Raw genomic sequence first — 15,830 nt, 5'->3', positions numbered from 1 at the left:
TGTCGACAATCTGAAATCCTTCCCTGAAAAGGATTTTTTTGTTTACCGTTATTTAAAGGGAAATTCCAAGAAAACAATGCCCATAAAGAAGATGTGCCAATATATGGTTGTCGAGTACCCTCTGTATTTTCAAATGATTTCCTACGAATACTACTTGTACGTAAATTTGCGTGCGGAGTGTGAGAAGCATGGAAAATATGGTTTATATCAGAATGCGCTACCGCGTACATGTCCATAGAGACCAGAATATCAAGGTAAAGGAAATTGCAAAGGTATTAGGGCCAGAACAATTGGTTAGAAAGGTCCAGGAGGTATTTGTCCATCAGGTTTCGATAGAGGATAAAACATTAGTAATCATTGATATGTCTCAGCTGCTTGAAAAAATATTGGAAAGCATTCCTGATTTGGAGATTCAAACTTTCGGTCCAACACAAACGATTGTAGAGATTATTTATCAGAAAAGAAAAGTCTCATATCTTGCCATAACTGCAGTCTGGCTGCTGCTTTTTTTCGGAGCCGCTTTGACAATTATGAACTATCATGAAGATGTTAGTATGCAGGAGGTTCATCAGAGGCTTTTTAAAATTATTACAGGCAGGGAGGACAGCAAGCCCCTTCTAATTCAGATTCCATACAGCATTGGTTTGGGCCTGGGAATGATCCTGTTTTTTAATCATTTTTTTCGGAAAAAATTTAATGAAGAGCCGAGTCCGCTTGAGGTTGAAATTTTTAATTACCAGCAAGATCTCGATCAATTTGTGATCATGAACGAAAATAAAGAGAGTGTTAAGCAGCTCGATGAGCGTTAAAATCCTCTTCGCCGCATTTGTGGGCCTGGCTGGGGGCCTGGCAGTAGGGGCGGGTTTTGTTGCATTTATTTCTGTGCTTGGAATCATTCCAAGATTAATACAGCTGTCTAAGACTGAAAAAATGATACATTCCTATCAGTTTGCCGCCGTTCTTGGAGCTATTGCTGGCGGGTGGATTAGCCTGCAGGACACGAACTTCGGATTTTGGGGCTTTCTTCTAATTCCTATCGGGCTTGCCAATGGAATATTTAACGGAATGCTGGCAGCTGCTCTTACCGAGGTTCTGAATGTATGGCCTATTCTCGCAAAAAGAATCGGCCTCCAGGAAAAGATAGTTTATCTGTTAATGGCCATAGTTTTGGGCAAGGTATTTGGATCCTTATTTCAATGGGTGTATTTTGTCGACCGCTAATCCCCTGAATCGAGCGTCAGCGGAAAGGAAATGAATGATGGCAGAAAAGAGGAAGGTTATTCTGGTTACCGATGGAGATGAATATGCTAAGCGGACGCTGGAAAGAGTGGCCGGAGATTTAGGCTGCCGCTGTATTTCAATGTCCCAGGGAAACCCTTCCGTTCTTTCCGGTGCACAGCTTGTACAGCTGATTAAGACGGCGGCACATGACCCTGTTCTTGTTATGTTTGATGATTGCGGCTATGTAGGAGAGGGTGCCGGGGAAATTGCGATGCGTTATGTAGCAAATCACGAAGATATCGAAGTCCTCGGCATTATCGCAGTTGCTTCCAAAACACATCATAGGGAATGGACAAAAGTGGATGTGTGCATTGACCGCGATTGCCAGCTTACTGAATTTGGTGTAGACAAACACGGAGCGAGGGAGTATGAGCTTGGCAGGATCACAGGAGATACAGTGTATTGCGTTGACCAGCTTAATGCCCCGGTGGTGGTAGGGATTGGCGATATAGGTAAAATGTCAAGGCGCGATTATTTTAAAATTGGTTCCCCAATTACCAGACTAGCGATCGAAATCATTCTTGAAAGGAGCGGCTATTATGGATGCAAAACAGAAAACAATGACACCGATTCCGAAACGCGCCAGTGAAGCAGAAGAGTATATGAAGGAACGTGTGGGGCTGGGCGTAAGCTTTGACCTTGGTGTCAGGAAAATAAACATCCTAAAAAAAGAGGTACAAGTATATTATGTAAACGGGCTATGCGACCCGTTATTCATTATTAATATCATTGAGGAACTAGTAGATACCAATGAAACAGAATATAGGACCGCCTCTAAAGCGTTTGAGGTGGTTCACAACCGGATACTCCACCAATCAGTTACTGTTATAGAAACAATGGATGAACTTGTCGATCAGGTATTATCCGGATTGATTGTTATTTTGGTTGATGGAACTGAAAAAGGGCTGGTTGTTGATGTAAGGAGCTATCCAGGACGCCAGCCTCAAGAGCCGGATACCGAAAAAGTTGTCCGCGGTTCCCGCGACGGGTTTGTTGAGAATATTATTGTTAATACAGCTCTGACAAGAAGAAGGATAAGAGACGAACGGCTTAGATTTGAAATTTTCAGAGTTGGGGAACGCTCAAAAACGGATTTAGCAGTCGCTTACATTAAAGGTGTTGCAGATCCGGCTGTTGTTGAAGAAATTCTAAAGAGGCTGAAATCGATTAAAATTGACGGGTTAACCATGTCAGATAAAACAGTTGAAGAATTTCTGGTAGATCAGGGTTATAACCCATATCCTCTGGTTCGATATACGGAACGGGCTGACGTTGCAGCAACTCACATTTTAGAAGGACATGTTCTCATATATGTTGATACATCGCCGAGTGTGATCATCGCTCCGACAACGATATTCCACCATGTTCAGCATGCTGAGGAATACCGGCAGTCTCCGACAGTGGGTACTTTCATCAGATGGGTAAGGTTTTTAGCAATTCTTACGTCACTATTCCTGCTTCCTTTTTGGTTTTTGTTCGTCCTGGATAAGCATATGCTGCCAGATATTCTGAAATTTATCGGTCCCAATAAAACAACGCACGTTCCCATAGTCCTGCAAATATTTATCGCTGACACCGGAATGGAGTTCCTGAGAATGGCAGCGATTCATACCCCTACTGCTTTAACCACTGCGATGGGCCTAATAGCTGCTGTGCTAATTGGCGAAATAGCCGTAAATGTTGGCTTGTTTGTTCCGGAAGTTATTTTATATGTCGCCATAGCAACGATTGGCAGCTTTGCGACGCCAAGTCTTGAGCTGAGTGTGGCTAATAAAATCATCAGGCTGGCCCTCCTTATTCTTGTAGCAGTTTTCCGTGCCCCGGGACTTGTTATTGGTATAACAATTTTCTTCCTATATATTGTTAGTATCAGGGCGCTCCATACACCTTATTTGTGGCCTTTCATTCCGTTTAACCCCAGAGCCTTTAAGCATATCCTTTTCAGGACATCGGTTCCGGGATCGAAGCTTAGGCCAAGAATTGTTCATCCTCAGGATAGATATAAACAGCCATAGAATGAACAGGTTCCAGTACAATTCCTGTTGAAGTTGACTTGTTTCTATGGTAATTTTAACTTTATTACCTTTATTACTGTAAAGAATTGAAAGCAGATAGAGAGTTCAATGGCTGAGAGGAAGGGACGTGGAGAAATGCATTATTATGGAACAGGTACAGTTAATGAAAAAGGTCATCTGGAAATCGGCGGCGTAGATACGATGGATCTTGCGGCAGAATATGGCACACCCCTGTATGTATATGATGTAGCGCTTATACGTGAAAGGGCAAGAGGATTTAAGGAAACCTTTGAAAAATTGGGAGTAACCGCACAGGTGGCCTATGCCAGCAAAGCATTCTCCTCGGTTGCAATGGTTCAGCTTGCTGAAGAGGAAGGGCTCTCCCTTGATGTGGTGTCAGCAGGAGAATTATACACAGCTCTTGCGGCGGAATTTCCTGTCGAGCGTATCCACTTTCACGGTAACAATAAAAGTGAAGAAGAACTGATAATGGCATTGGAAAACAACATAGGCTGCATCGTAGTCGATAATTTTTCTGAGCTTGCCCTTCTGGAGGGAATCTGTGAAAGCAGAAGACAGAAGGTGAATATTCTTTTGCGTGTCACTCCCGGTATTGAGGCTCATACACATGATTATATTCTCACTGGCCAGGAAGATTCAAAATTCGGTTTTGATCTGCAAAATGGACAAGCTGAAGCCGCACTGGAAAGATCATTGCGTTCGGAATGGCTGGAGGTGCTTGGCCTGCACTGCCATATTGGTTCGCAAATATTTGAAACAACAGGCTTTTTGCTTGCGGCAAAGAAAATTATTGATAAACTAGCTGAATTTAACGATAAGTTTGGTTACCTTTCTAAGGTTCTAAATTTAGGCGGAGGCTTTGGAATCCGGTATACCGAGGAAGATCAGCCACTTCCAGCAGCAAGCTATGTTGATGCTATTGTGACGGAAGTGAAGGAGCAGCTCAGACAGAAAGAACTTCCGATGCCGGAAATCTGGATTGAACCAGGCCGTTCGCTGGTCGGTGATGCAGGTTTGACACTATACAAAGTAGGTTCCGAAAAGATCGTGCCCAATTTGCGAAAATATCTTGCGATTGATGGAGGCATGAGCGATAATATCCGACCTGCGTTATATGATGCGAAATATGAGGCAGTACTTGCAAACCGTCCGCTGGAAGAAGCAGAGGAAACTGTCGCGATTGCCGGAAAATGCTGCGAAAGCGGGGACATGCTTATCTGGGACCTTCCGCTTCCTAAAGCTGAACGAGGGGATGTGCTCGCTGTTTTCTGCACAGGGGCCTATGGTTATTCAATGTCCAACAATTATAACCGGATACCAAGGCCGGCAGTCGTTTTCGTTGAAAACGGTACTTCCCGTCTAGTTGTTAAAAGGGAATCCTTGGAGGATTTATTACGTCTTGATTTGCAGCTTAAATGTGTAAAAAATTAATGAAAACGGCTGCCCAAAAGGGTGCCTCACTGGAAAGACCCGTATCACTTTGGAGTGGTACGGGTCTTTTTTTAAATATTTGTTTGCTACAGCTTTTTCAGCAGTGCTGTGCTAATGTATTTGTTTTTTTGTATATGCTGCAGCTCAGGTCCATAAGCCGATAATAATAATGTCCTTTGTCTTTCCTATGAGAAAAACGATTTTATGGCATCAATCAAGCTTGCAAAAACCTCTTTTAGCTTATCGAGAAATGACTGTCCTTCTTCTGATTCAAGGAAGGTTGTAAGTTTGTCCTTTGCCTCATTGAGCTGATCGCCGACAGCGTTCCAATCAATATTCAACTCTTTTAATTTATTAAACAAGTCAATTAAACTTTGAATTTGGTCTTCCGTCAGAGTAATTCCGAGCTGGTTAGCGGCACTCTCAATAATATTCCTTAAATCAGCTTCCGTTTCAGGCGGATTTTTTGCAATTTCTTCTTTAATTTTGGTCATCAATGCAGCAGCTTCATCGGTTCCCACCTGGTCACCCAGCTGTGCGGTCTTTACCATTTCTTCGTTTGCGGCCTGCTTTACTTCCTCCGGAATAGCTTTGTCGGACTGAAGCTCATAGGCTTTGATAATTCCGGTCAATGCTGCAGTTCCTGAAACCTGGGATGGGGCAGTGACATAGATGTCTGCATCCTTCACGCCTGCGGTTGCAAGAGCATTGATATACATTTCTTCGGTTACCCAGGATATATTCTTTGTTTTTACCGTTAATCCTGTTCCTGCCGCTTCATTTGTAATCGCGGATGACGAGAGGGCTTTTGTTCCAATTAGTTTTTTCGGAACATAATCACCTAAATATTGGTGTTCTTCTTGATTAGTAACAGTCACTACTTCCACATTTTCAGGAGCATTCATCTCAGCCAGAAGGCTTTTCTTTTGTTCCGGGGTCAAGTTTTCCCCTAGAGTGACAGTCATTTCCCCGACTTGTGCATCAGCAAGAGCTGTAACCGGAAACAGCATTGTAAGCAAGAGGCTGGAAATAGCCAATTTTTTTAAAATATTAGTTATCATTTTTAATCCTCCTTAAAGTATAAGACGAGCGGCAGCTGCAAAAGGATTCAGAGAAGGAATGCCCAGGCAGCATCTTTCCTTTTTATAAAAGGTAGACGACAGGCTATAGTTAATAGTATAAAATATCTTAATGAATGCAAAGAAAAAATAACCGTTGTTATAAAATTTACTACATGAGGGAGTGCCTGGATATGAAAAAGAGCAATATTGTTCTCTTATGCATATTACTAATAGGAGCAGTGATTTGGGGACTGATTTATTGGAAATTTATTGTATAAGGCGATGAGCACAGGGATATTCTCCTGCAAAAAGTTGAAAGAATACACATTATTATGTATGATAGGGAAGATTACTGTCATCTTAGGGAGGAACAGGGTGTAGCTTAATACATCGTTCTTTTCAGTAACGAGGGATCATAATGTTAATACGATACAAGAAAAGCTTTGAAAAAATCGCAATGGGCCTGCTTTCCTTTATGCCGGACGAAAAAGACATTAAAAAGCTCCAAAACACGATAAAGCTGTATGAAACAGACACTAACTGGCAGCTTTTTTTGTGGAAGGAAGAAGATGATGTAATAGGATTGGTTGGGATCGTTGCCGGCGACAATGAAACAGTGTCCATCCAGCATATCTCCGTTAATCCGTCCTTCCGTTTTCAGGGGATTGGCAAAACCATGATAAAAGCTTTAATGGATATGTTTCCGGAAAAAGATTTTCAGCCCAATGAACATACAGCAGCATTTCTTGAAAAGTGTGACCTTACAAAGGATAGCGACTAACATTTTTTATTCATATATGGAAAATGATCTTTGGCCTGATATTTTTTTCGTAAGCTTAAGAAAATACTGGCAACAAAAAACCTGTCGATTGTGACAGGTTTTTTTGCATTGTTCAGTTTTTGCGTTTATTTTGCCTAAGTATTTTTTGATGCTCTCTTTCCTCTATCACATCTGTTCTGTCGCGAATCGTATGCCTATTTACCAATTCCGTGTCTTCCATATTGCTCGGAGTGCACCAGGTAAATCCTTCCTGCACACAAAGGGCTTTACATTGCTCTGCAAGTGAGTCGGTAACAGGGATATTTATGGACTGATAGGGAAGCTGTTTCTTTATGTTTTCCAAGCTTTTCTCCAGCGCATCCATTAATTTTGTATAATCGATGCCTAGTGTAAGCACCTCGTCTTTTTTTGTTCTGAGAATCGAAATTGATTTTGCAATTGTTTTTAATGCCCCGGCAAAGTTCTTTCTTCGGTGATGGTATTGGGACACGGCAAGCTGGATTAGACCTACCCAGTGGGAGTCCTTTACACCCGGTTCCATGTCTTTCCAATACTCCTCCAATATTTCATGGCATTCAAAATAATCCCGGCTGCCCTGAAAATGAACCAGATAAAACAAATAATCCTGAGGGTAATTCATGGCAATACTCCTTTTGGCTCAGAAAAAGCACCAAATGCCTCGACACAGTAAGCCGAGTCATGTGCTTGCTGAAAGAGCTATAGCTTTTTTAAACAATTATTGATCAGCAAGTTCTTCTTTATCCAAAAAGCATATACCCTCCCAGGCAGTAAATCAAGAATTACTAATACCTTGAATGATAAATATAAAAACAGTCCTGCTCTGAGGACTGAAAAATCCCGAGCAGAACTGGGCCGGGGAACCGGAAATAAAGTTCTTTTAACATCAGAATTAGAACCAAGCTGCTCCAACAATAATCAATAAAATGAACAATACAACAATTAACGCGAAACCATTGCCGTAGCTGAAACCTTTGTCACCCATGTAAATACCTCCCGAATTTTTGGTTATTACATTTTCAGCATATGAGAAGCAGTACAATACGGTATGGGCTGGGGCCTAATAAGCAGGAAAATCTAAACCAGGGATTGAATAAGAAGGGTGCTCCTAAACAAAGCTGAAGAAAAAGAATGTATTGGCTGCGATTTTATTTCCTTAATTAGGTTTGCTCTCCTGCAACAATAAATATATAGGTATTGGATAAAAGGGGCGAATCCACTATACTAGTAATATTGAATTTTGTTAGAAGCATTTTTAAGGAAATAGGGTTATTGGTGGGATAGGAATGGCTTATAATGTTAAAATTGAGGCCTTTGAAGGTCCGATGGATTTATTGCTTCATCTGATTAACAGGCTGGAAATTGATATATATGATATACCAATGGCTGAAATTACAGGCCAGTATATGGCTTATATACATGCAATGAAAGAATTGGAGCTGGATATTGCAAGCGAATACCTTGTAATGGCTGCTACCCTGCTTGCCATCAAGAGCAAGATGCTGCTTCCGGTGTATGAGGATGACAGCATTGCAGATAATGAAAACGACTTTGATGATGATCCCCGGGATGAATTGGTCGAGAAGCTCATTGAGTATAGAAAGTACAAAGAGGCAGCTGTGGAATTCAAGCAAATGGAAGAAGAACGAAGCCTGATGTTTTCGAAACCTCCAAGCGACCTTTCCCAGTTCTCAAAAGAAATAGAGCCTTCCCTCCAGGAGCTGAACGTCACTCTTTATGACATGCTTGGTGCATTTCAAAAGCTTCTCAGAAGGCAGCAGTTCAAGAAGCCTGCGTTTACCAAGATCACAAGACAGGAAATTTCAATCGAAAAACGAATGGAAGAAATAATGGTGAATTTGAAGAAAGCAACCAGGAGAACAAGCTTTTTTGACTTGTTCCCTCGTCCGGAAAAAGAATATATTGTTGTAACTTTTCTTGCTGTCCTTGAACTGATGAAATTGAATGAAATTTTCGTGGAGCAGGACAGTAATTTTGCGGAAATATATGTAGTATCCAAGGAAGGTGTAGAAGCAGTTGGAACTTATTAAATGGAAAGGGATATTAGAGGCGCTGCTTTTTGCTGCCGGAGATGAAGGATTATCCCTTTCACAAATCACTGCAGTTTTGGAGCTGGAGGAATTTCAGGCTGCAGACATAGTCGCTTCTCTTAAGGAGGACTATGATGCAGGCAACCGTGGTATTACCATAGCAGAAATGGCTGGTGGATTTCAGCTTGTAACAAAAAAGGAACATTCCGAATACCTGAAGCGGTTAGTGGAATCCCCAGGAACACAAGGTCTGTCCCAGGCAGCACTGGAAACGCTGGCTATTGTCGCCTATAAACAGCCGATCACCCGGGCTGAAATTGAGGAAATCCGCGGTGTTAAAACGGAAAGGCCGCTTCAAACTCTCGTCTCTAAAGCCTTGATTAAAGAAGTTGGAAGAGCCGAGGGCTCTGGAAGGGCCTTTTTATATGGAACAACCAAGGAATTCCTCGAACATTTTGGCCTGAAAACAATAGAAGAGCTGCCGCCCTTGGCCGAGCGCGGAGAAGATGAACCGGAGAATGGTGAAGCCGATCTGTTTTTTGGGAATTTTCCTGACCCGGCAGAATAACATTTTAGTCTGAATTGTGTTAAAATGATGGAGAACAAGTAAAGCTGACTTTCTCAGCGGGGGGATTTTTGTGTTAATTAAAGATTGTAAGGGATATGAGTTGGAAAAGGAAAAATCCAATACATCTGAAGACTTCTTTAACCGATCAGAAGTAACCTACATAGAAAACGGTCAGGAAAAGACATTGCATGTTTTATATGTAAGGTATTTTGATGAAAATGTCTTATCTGCTACGCCATATTCCGAAAACCCTTTGTTTAAAGCTGGCGGGACAGAAGTATATCTGAAAGATATAGCTGGAATTGTCTGCCTGCTTTCAAACCCTGGCTTCCGCTTGCGGAAAAGGGTCTATATTAATTCGGAAAAGGAATTTTTCAGCTACTTTGAAAATATGAATTATCAAAAACTAGAAGAATTATTTGCGGGGATTGTTAACAAAAACGGGTATGAGGTTGTTTCACCATTGGACTTTACATTACAGGAGCAAAGATAACAAAAAGGAGGCTGCATTTAGTGGGCAATACTATCGTAAAAACACAATTAGAGGATGTCCGGTTATTCCTGGCAGATACAGTCGGCAAGCTTGAGCAGTTTTTAAATGAAACCACCTTCACCATGCTTCGTGAGGAAAAGGCTGGTGAAGAGCTGTATTATAAAGGAATACTTTCCAGTCTGCGCAGATTGCTTGTCAATTGTGAGGAAGGCCTGGAAGCATGCCAAATCGTTCTGCAAACAGAACCCTTCAATAAAGGTGCAGCTGAAAAAACATTATATAGAATTTATCATCAATGCATTGACGAGTATTTCTCCCCCAGATCTGACCGCTGGTATGAAGACAGCCGTTCAGCCTATACCGGGAAAAATTCGATAAAGTTCCATTCAGAAGTGCCTGAGAGCCTCTCGATCATTATCAAGGATCTGGAAAGCGGCTTTCAAAGGGCCCGTGAAGAACTTGAATTCTATGAAACTGATTACCGTACAAAAATGATGCAATCAAAATAAGACCCACATGCAGTAGCTTTCTGCTGAATAGGGAGAAAAAAAGGGCAGCGAATTCCTTCGCTGCTTTTTCATTTTTGTGTGAAACATAAACAGCCATTCGATATTATGAAAGAAACGCCTTCCTTAATAAGGTGGGAGGAAATGCGTAAAGCGATGCCGGCTTATTTCTGCAAGATGGCAGCAGCTTAAAAATTCACATTTCATACAGGACAATTTCTCATTATTTTTCCCTTTTCATATGATGGATGGGGAGGGAATAGAGATGGAAATGTATCAGGATTATCTCGCTGAAATGAAAGCATGGCTTGAAAGCCTTTTATTATTGTCTGCTGAAAGGAACATAGATACTGAAAGCGATATACATGTGGAACTGCAAAAGTTAGTACAAAAAACAAAGGACCTTGAAAACGGAAATCCGCAGCGAGAAGAAATTCTGCTCCTTGAGGAAGATGCGGTACTGCTGCATGGAAAGATAGAGATGTATATGAAGCAGCAAGAGGTCGAATTTCAAAGAGCAGCAGGATCTGTTCCAATTGGAAAGCATCTTTTGCCGGCTCTGCCATATCCATATAATGCACTGGAACCGGTCATTTCCGAGGAAATTATGAGACTCCATCATGACAAGCATCATAAAGCGTATGTGGATGGATTGAACAAAGCTGAAATGATGATGCAAAAAGCAAGGAGTTCTAATGATTTTGACCTGCTCAAGCATTGGGAACGCGAAGCGGCGTTTCATGGGTCTGGCCACTATCTCCATACAATATTTTGGGAGATTATGAGTCCAAAAGGCGGTGGAACTCCTAAAGGAGTATTATTAGATCAAATAGAAAAAGATTTCGGCAGTTTTGAAGCATTCAAACGGCATTTTAGTGAAGCGGCAAAGCAGGTGGAGGGAGTCGGCTGGGCGCTGCTCGTCTGGTCACCCAGGGCAAGAAGGCTAGAAATCCTCCAAACTGAACTCCATATGATTTTAACCCAGTGGGATACGATTCCATTACTTGTGCTGGATGTATGGGAGCATGCGTACTATTTACAATACAAAAATAATCGTGGCGAATATGTTGACAACTGGTGGAAACTTATAAATTGGCCTGCTGTTTCAAACAGGTTTCAAAAAGCAAGGCAGCTTAATTGGCCATCTGCCTGATCAAGGCCCCATGCTTTATGAGCACATTAACAGGAAAAAATTTTTATAACAGAAAGCCTCCAAACGGTTCAGTGAAGAACCGTTTTTTTTATATTAAATGTATAACGTTTCCAGATAAACTTGATTGATGAAAACGCGCTTCCGCTTTTTAGTAATATCAGTGAGCATACCTGTCTCATATGTACTGATGTCCAGCTGCAGCGCACAACCCCAACGCATAGCACATGGAAAGCTTCATAGCGCATCACACGAAACAAAGCGACAGCTTTATCAGGTCGTGCCAGTTCTTGCCTTAGTCGGCATTTCCTTTCGACGGGGCGCTTCCGTTTTTATTGTCATAACCCTTGTCCTCAAGCATAAACTTGTACAAAACATTAAAGGGGACGATGGGCAGTATGCGTGTTTTATATAAATGGACTTCAATTATCATGGCTATTGCTCTTCTTGCTTCGATAAGCCCGCTCAAAGCGAAGGCAGGCGTGGAACTTAATGCCAGAAATGCCGTTTTAATGGAGCAGGGAAGCGGTAGGGTTTTATATGAGGTCAATGCCCACGAGAAGCGAAGGATTGCCAGTATTACTAAGATAATGACCGCTATCCTTGCCATTGAATCAGGAAAAATGGATCGAATGGTCAAGATAAGCGATAAAGCAATTGGAACGGAAGGCTCTGCTTTATATCTAAAGAACGGCCAGAAGATGAAGCTGGAAGACTTAGTTTACGGGCTCATGCTTCGTTCGGGAAATGATGCTGCAGTTGCGATAGCTGAATATGTCGGGGGAAGCTTTGATGGTTTTATTTGGATGATGAATCAAAAGGCTGAAGAAATCGGTATGAAAAACACTAATTTCTCTAATCCGCATGGTCTGGATAATACGAAGAATCATTATTCAACAGCATATGATATGGCTTTACTGACGAGGTACGCTATGAATAATGAACAGTATAAAAAAATTGCCGGAACAAAAAAACACCGTGCCCCTAATTTGATGGAGGGCTGGGATTATGTCTGGCGCAATAAAAACAAGCTGCTTTCAATGTATGAACATTGTACTGGAGGCAAAACAGGCTATACTAAACTGGCAAAAAGAACCCTCGTTTCAACAGCAACTAAGGGTGATATGAATCTTGTGGCGGTAACTCTCGATGATGGGGACGATTGGAACGATCATATAAAAATGTATGAAACCGCATTTCTAGAGTACGATTTGACTGAAGTAATTCCGGAAGGACCCGTGAAGGAAGTAAAGAATAAAGTATATAAAGGAAATATATATATGCGTTCTTCTTTTCATTATCCATTAACGGAAGCGGAAAAAGAAAAGGTTAGCGTGTCATACAAACTAGTAAAGCCTAACAATGAATGGAACAAGGAGAAGAATTTTCCGGAAAAAGTGGGAAGGGCAGAAGTATTGCTTGATGGTAAAAGAATTGGCACAAGAAATATCTTTTTTGGCAAGGCGGAAGAGACGATGAGAATGGGTGATAAGCCGAACTGGAAGCGAATATTTTTTACATTCCTGGGGTTGAATTAGCATGGTTAATTACATATGGGTAGGAATGACCATTATTGGAGTTGTCTATGCGTTAATTAATGGGACTATGGATAAAGTTAATAAAGTTTTGTTTACAAGCGCGCAGGAGGCGGTGACGATTTGCTTAGGGCTGATGAGCATTCTGGTTTTCTGGCTAGGGCTGATGAAAATTGCTGAAGAAGCAGGACTGCTGGAAAAACTGGCGATCCTTTTCAGGCCTGCAGTAAAGAAACTGTTTCCAGAAGTGCCGTCAAACCATCCGGCGATGGGTTATATCTTGTCCAATATGATGGCTAATCTGTTCGGGCTGGGAAATGCGGCTACACCTTTGGGGATAAAGGCGATGGAACAGCTCAAGGAACTTAATGGAAATAAAAATTCCGTCAGCCGTTCGATGATCACATTTCTTGCAATCAATACTTCAAGCATTACCCTGATTCCCAGTATGGTGATTGCGATCCGGATGAAATACAATTCTGCCTCCCCCACTGACATTGTGTTTCCTACATTGATTGCTACAGCGATCTCGGCGGTGGGAGCAATATTTATAGATAGATATTTTTATTATAGAAGAACCCGGAATGGGGGGAAATAGGGGTGCAATGGATAACCGCGATATCGATCTGGATGATTCCGATATTGATCTGTTTTATTTTGCTTTATGGTACCTTTAAGAAAGTGCCTACCTATGAGAGCTTTGTAGAAGGAGGAAAAGAAGGCATTACCATCTCCTTTTCGATCATCCCTTTTTTAGTGGGGATGCTGGTGGCGATTTCGGTTTTTAGGGCATCAGGGGCTTTGGATTTCTTTGTCGGCTTGCTCAGGCCCCTGCTTGAAATGATTGGTGTACCAGCGGAGATTTTGCCTCTTGCCATTATCAGACCTATTTCAGGTTCAGCTGCCCTCGCGCTGACAAGTGATCTGATCTCGGTTCATGGCCCTGATTCCTTAATAGGGAGGCTTGCGGCTACAATCCAGGGAAGCACTGATACTACCTTTTATGTCCTTACTGTTTATTTTGGTGCAGTCGGTATTAAGAAAATGGGAGATGCGGTAAAGGTTGGACTGCTGGCAGATCTTGTTGGAATCATCGCAGCAATAGTGGTTGTATTTTTGATTTTTGGAAGATAGTGAAATAAACAGAGGGTGCCAAATTTTAAACATAATTAAAAAAATATATTGATTAGACAAAGGCCGGGATATCCGGCTTTTTTTCGTTTTGCAGACTGTCCATTTTCAATTTTTCAACTTGCATTTTGTTTCTTAGGTGTTCACTTAATAAATACTTATGCTTTTTAGGAAGAACGGGACTCGCCAAATTTTGGACGAATGAATCATCGCTTAGTAAGTAAAAGATGAATCTCCTTTGGTAAGCCAATATCTTTATTGGAGTTTTTTAAAAGAACCAGAAACCTTTTTTATATTTCAGAAGCAAAAACGAACCTTATACCACTCTTCACCATTTGTTTTTTTCTTCGGATATGTAATAATTGTATAATTGTGTAGTACTTGTACAATACATAGTGAGGAAGTAATATGTAAGAGGTGATTATAGATGGAAAGATTGCAGAAGGTTATTGCCCATTCAGGTTTGGTTTCCCGCAGGAAAGCGGAGGAATTGATTGCGGAGGGCAAGGTAAAGGTGAATGGTAAAATTGTCAGGGAGCTAGGAACAAAGGTTGGGCCAAATGACAAGGTAGAAGTAAATGAAATACCTTTGGAAAAAGAAGCACCTGTTTATTACCTCCTATATAAACCGCGCGGCGTTATTTCGGCTGTAGCTGATGATAAAAACAGGAAGGTCGTAACTGACTTTTTTCCGGAAATACCAGAACGTATTTATCCGGTAGGCAGGCTTGATTATGATACTTCCGGTCTTTTAATAATGACAAATGACGGGGAATTTGCCAATGCGCTTATGCATCCGAAGCATGAAGTTGATAAAGTGTATGTTGCCAAAGTTAAAGGTATTCCGCTAAGGGAAAGCCTGAAAAAGCTGGACAGAGGGGTTAAGCTGGAAGATGGGATGACCGCGCCCGCACGAACAAAAGTGATATCTGTTGATAAGAAAAAGCAGACCTCTATTGTGGAGATTACCATCCATGAAGGCAGGAACCGCCAAGTCAGAAGAATGTTTGAAGCCATCGGCCACCCGGTCTTGAAGCTGAAAAGAGAGCGATATGGCTTTCTTACACTTCAGGGGCTTTCAGTCGGCGATTCACGGGAATTAACACCGCATGAAGTAAAGCAGCTCAGGGCACTGGCTGTTACAGGACAAAAGAAATAAATGACACATAACCTTCAAAAATGAAAACAATGTCGAAATGATGTTAAATGTTATAATGAAGGGAAGATTTAAAGGGGAAATAGGGGGATATTTATGAAGAAAAAGCAACGCCTTGTAGTCAGAACGGCTATTCTTTTCATTTTAGGCGCAGCTTTAGCTTATTCGTTATACGCTAATCTCACAAAAGAGAAAAATGAAGTCCTGCAGATAAATTCAGAGGCACCTGATTTTGTGCTAACAGATATGAACGGCCAAAAACATAAACTTTCCGATTATAAGGGACAAGGGGTATTCCTGAATTTTTGGGGAACCTGGTGCAAGCCGTGTGAAAAAGAAATGCCTTATATGGCAAATCAATATAAGGTGTATAAGGACCAGGGAGTACAGATTCTCGCAGTGAATGTAGGAGAGTCAAAGTTTGCTGTCCAAAGTTTTATCGATAAGCACGACCTGAATTTTCCTGTTCTCATTGACGCCAAGGATGAAGTTCAGAATGCTTATCAGGTCAATCCCCTCCCTGTTACGTTCCTGATTGATAAAGACGGAAAAGTGGTTGACTCTATTACTGGGAGTCTGACTGAGGAAGGAATTCAAAAACTTATGGAGAGAATTAAACCATAAACACTGGG

At 41.5% G+C, this 15,830-nt stretch carries 19 protein-coding genes; 16 read left to right on the top strand and 3 right to left on the bottom strand.

Annotated elements, in window-relative coordinates:
- Positions 1–188: 188 nt before the first annotated feature.
- The 5 genes from CVD28_RS18265 to lysA all read left to right on the top strand — a co-directional run bounded on the left by CVD28_RS18265 (position 189) and on the right by lysA (position 4,748).
- A complete protein-coding gene (locus CVD28_RS18265; protein WP_101594681.1) occupies positions 189–809 on the top strand; it encodes a stage V sporulation protein AA in 621 nt (206 codons plus the stop codon).
- On the top strand, positions 799–1,221 hold the full coding sequence (locus CVD28_RS18260) for a stage V sporulation protein AB (protein WP_101594679.1): 423 nt from the start codon (positions 799–801) through the stop codon (positions 1,219–1,221). Before CVD28_RS18265 ends, CVD28_RS18260 begins: the two co-directional genes overlap by 11 nt.
- A 37-nt stretch (positions 1,222–1,258) precedes the next feature.
- A complete protein-coding gene (locus tag CVD28_RS18255) occupies positions 1,259–1,870 on the top strand; it encodes a stage V sporulation protein AE (RefSeq protein WP_101594677.1) in 612 nt (203 codons plus the stop codon).
- On the top strand, positions 1,821–3,296 hold the full coding sequence (locus tag CVD28_RS18250; protein WP_308315102.1) for a spore germination protein: 1,476 nt from the start codon (positions 1,821–1,823) through the stop codon (positions 3,294–3,296). Before CVD28_RS18255 ends, CVD28_RS18250 begins: the two co-directional genes overlap by 50 nt.
- A gap of 135 nt (positions 3,297–3,431) precedes the next feature.
- Positions 3,432–4,748, top strand: a complete 1,317-nt coding sequence (lysA, locus tag CVD28_RS18245) for a diaminopimelate decarboxylase (protein ID WP_101594730.1) — start codon at positions 3,432–3,434, stop codon at positions 4,746–4,748.
- A gap of 185 nt (positions 4,749–4,933) precedes the next feature.
- Here the strand turns inward: lysA and CVD28_RS18240 are convergent, their stop codons facing one another.
- Positions 4,934–5,809 (bottom strand): DUF1002 domain-containing protein, encoded by an 876-nt coding sequence (locus tag CVD28_RS18240; protein ID WP_101594675.1) that lies wholly within the window; start codon positions 5,807–5,809, stop codon positions 4,934–4,936.
- Positions 5,810–6,227: 418 nt separating this feature from the next.
- On the opposite strand from CVD28_RS18240, the gene CVD28_RS18235 reads away from it, so the two are divergent.
- A complete protein-coding gene (locus CVD28_RS18235) occupies positions 6,228–6,590 on the top strand; it encodes a GNAT family N-acetyltransferase (protein WP_101594673.1) in 363 nt (120 codons plus the stop codon).
- Positions 6,591–6,702: 112 nt separating this feature from the next.
- Here the strand turns inward: CVD28_RS18235 and CVD28_RS18230 are convergent, their stop codons facing one another.
- Complete coding sequence (locus CVD28_RS18230) at positions 6,703–7,230, bottom strand: DUF309 domain-containing protein (protein ID WP_101594671.1); 528 nt, start codon at positions 7,228–7,230, stop codon at positions 6,703–6,705.
- Positions 7,231–7,500: 270 nt separating this feature from the next.
- Positions 7,501–7,593 (bottom strand): YjcZ family sporulation protein, encoded by a 93-nt coding sequence (locus CVD28_RS18225; RefSeq protein WP_101594669.1) that lies wholly within the window; start codon positions 7,591–7,593, stop codon positions 7,501–7,503.
- A gap of 301 nt (positions 7,594–7,894) precedes the next feature.
- Between CVD28_RS18225 and CVD28_RS18220 the strand changes: the two genes are divergently transcribed.
- The 10 genes from CVD28_RS18220 to resA all read left to right on the top strand — a co-directional run bounded on the left by CVD28_RS18220 (position 7,895) and on the right by resA (position 15,822).
- Entirely contained in the window at positions 7,895–8,659 is a 765-nt protein-coding gene (locus CVD28_RS18220; RefSeq protein WP_101594667.1) for a segregation/condensation protein A, read from the top strand.
- Positions 8,646–9,227: an SMC-Scp complex subunit ScpB gene (scpB, locus tag CVD28_RS18215; protein ID WP_101594664.1), complete on the top strand. Its 582-nt coding sequence runs from the start codon at positions 8,646–8,648 to the stop codon at positions 9,225–9,227. The genes CVD28_RS18220 and scpB overlap by 14 nt, the downstream gene beginning before the upstream one ends.
- Positions 9,228–9,297: 70 nt before the next feature.
- Entirely contained in the window at positions 9,298–9,720 is a 423-nt protein-coding gene (locus CVD28_RS18210; RefSeq protein WP_180954215.1) for a hypothetical protein, read from the top strand.
- Positions 9,721–9,740: 20 nt separating this feature from the next.
- Positions 9,741–10,229, top strand: coding sequence for a YpuI family protein (locus CVD28_RS18205; protein ID WP_101594662.1), 489 nt, complete (start codon positions 9,741–9,743; stop codon positions 10,227–10,229).
- Between the two features lie 262 nt (positions 10,230–10,491).
- Positions 10,492–11,379, top strand: a complete 888-nt coding sequence (locus CVD28_RS18200) for a superoxide dismutase (protein ID WP_101594659.1) — start codon at positions 10,492–10,494, stop codon at positions 11,377–11,379.
- Positions 11,380–11,774: 395 nt separating this feature from the next.
- Positions 11,775–12,914, top strand: a complete 1,140-nt coding sequence (locus CVD28_RS18195; RefSeq protein WP_101594657.1) for a D-alanyl-D-alanine carboxypeptidase family protein — start codon at positions 11,775–11,777, stop codon at positions 12,912–12,914.
- Between the two features lies 1 nt (position 12,915).
- On the top strand, positions 12,916–13,509 hold the full coding sequence (locus CVD28_RS18190; RefSeq protein ID WP_101594655.1) for a nucleoside recognition domain-containing protein: 594 nt from the start codon (positions 12,916–12,918) through the stop codon (positions 13,507–13,509).
- A 32-nt stretch (positions 13,510–13,541) separates the two neighbouring features.
- Positions 13,542–14,045 carry a spore maturation protein gene (locus CVD28_RS18185; RefSeq protein ID WP_374702550.1) on the top strand — a complete coding sequence of 168 codons (504 nt, stop codon included), beginning with the start codon at positions 13,542–13,544 and terminating at the stop codon, positions 14,043–14,045.
- A gap of 424 nt (positions 14,046–14,469) precedes the next feature.
- Complete coding sequence (locus CVD28_RS18180) at positions 14,470–15,201, top strand: pseudouridine synthase (protein ID WP_101594651.1); 732 nt, start codon at positions 14,470–14,472, stop codon at positions 15,199–15,201.
- Positions 15,202–15,294: 93 nt separating this feature from the next.
- The gene (resA, locus tag CVD28_RS18175; RefSeq protein ID WP_101594648.1) at positions 15,295–15,822 is read left to right on the top strand and encodes a thiol-disulfide oxidoreductase ResA; all 528 of its coding nucleotides are present in this window, start codon (positions 15,295–15,297) and stop codon (positions 15,820–15,822) included.
- Positions 15,823–15,830: the final 8 nt, after the last annotated feature.

The organism is Bacillus sp. M6-12 (genome assembly GCF_002860285.1).
GTDB lineage: Bacteria > Bacillota > Bacilli > Bacillales > DSM-1321 > Peribacillus.
Note: the sequence above shows the minus strand (reverse complement) of the source record. Positions and strands in the feature narration are given on the sequence as shown.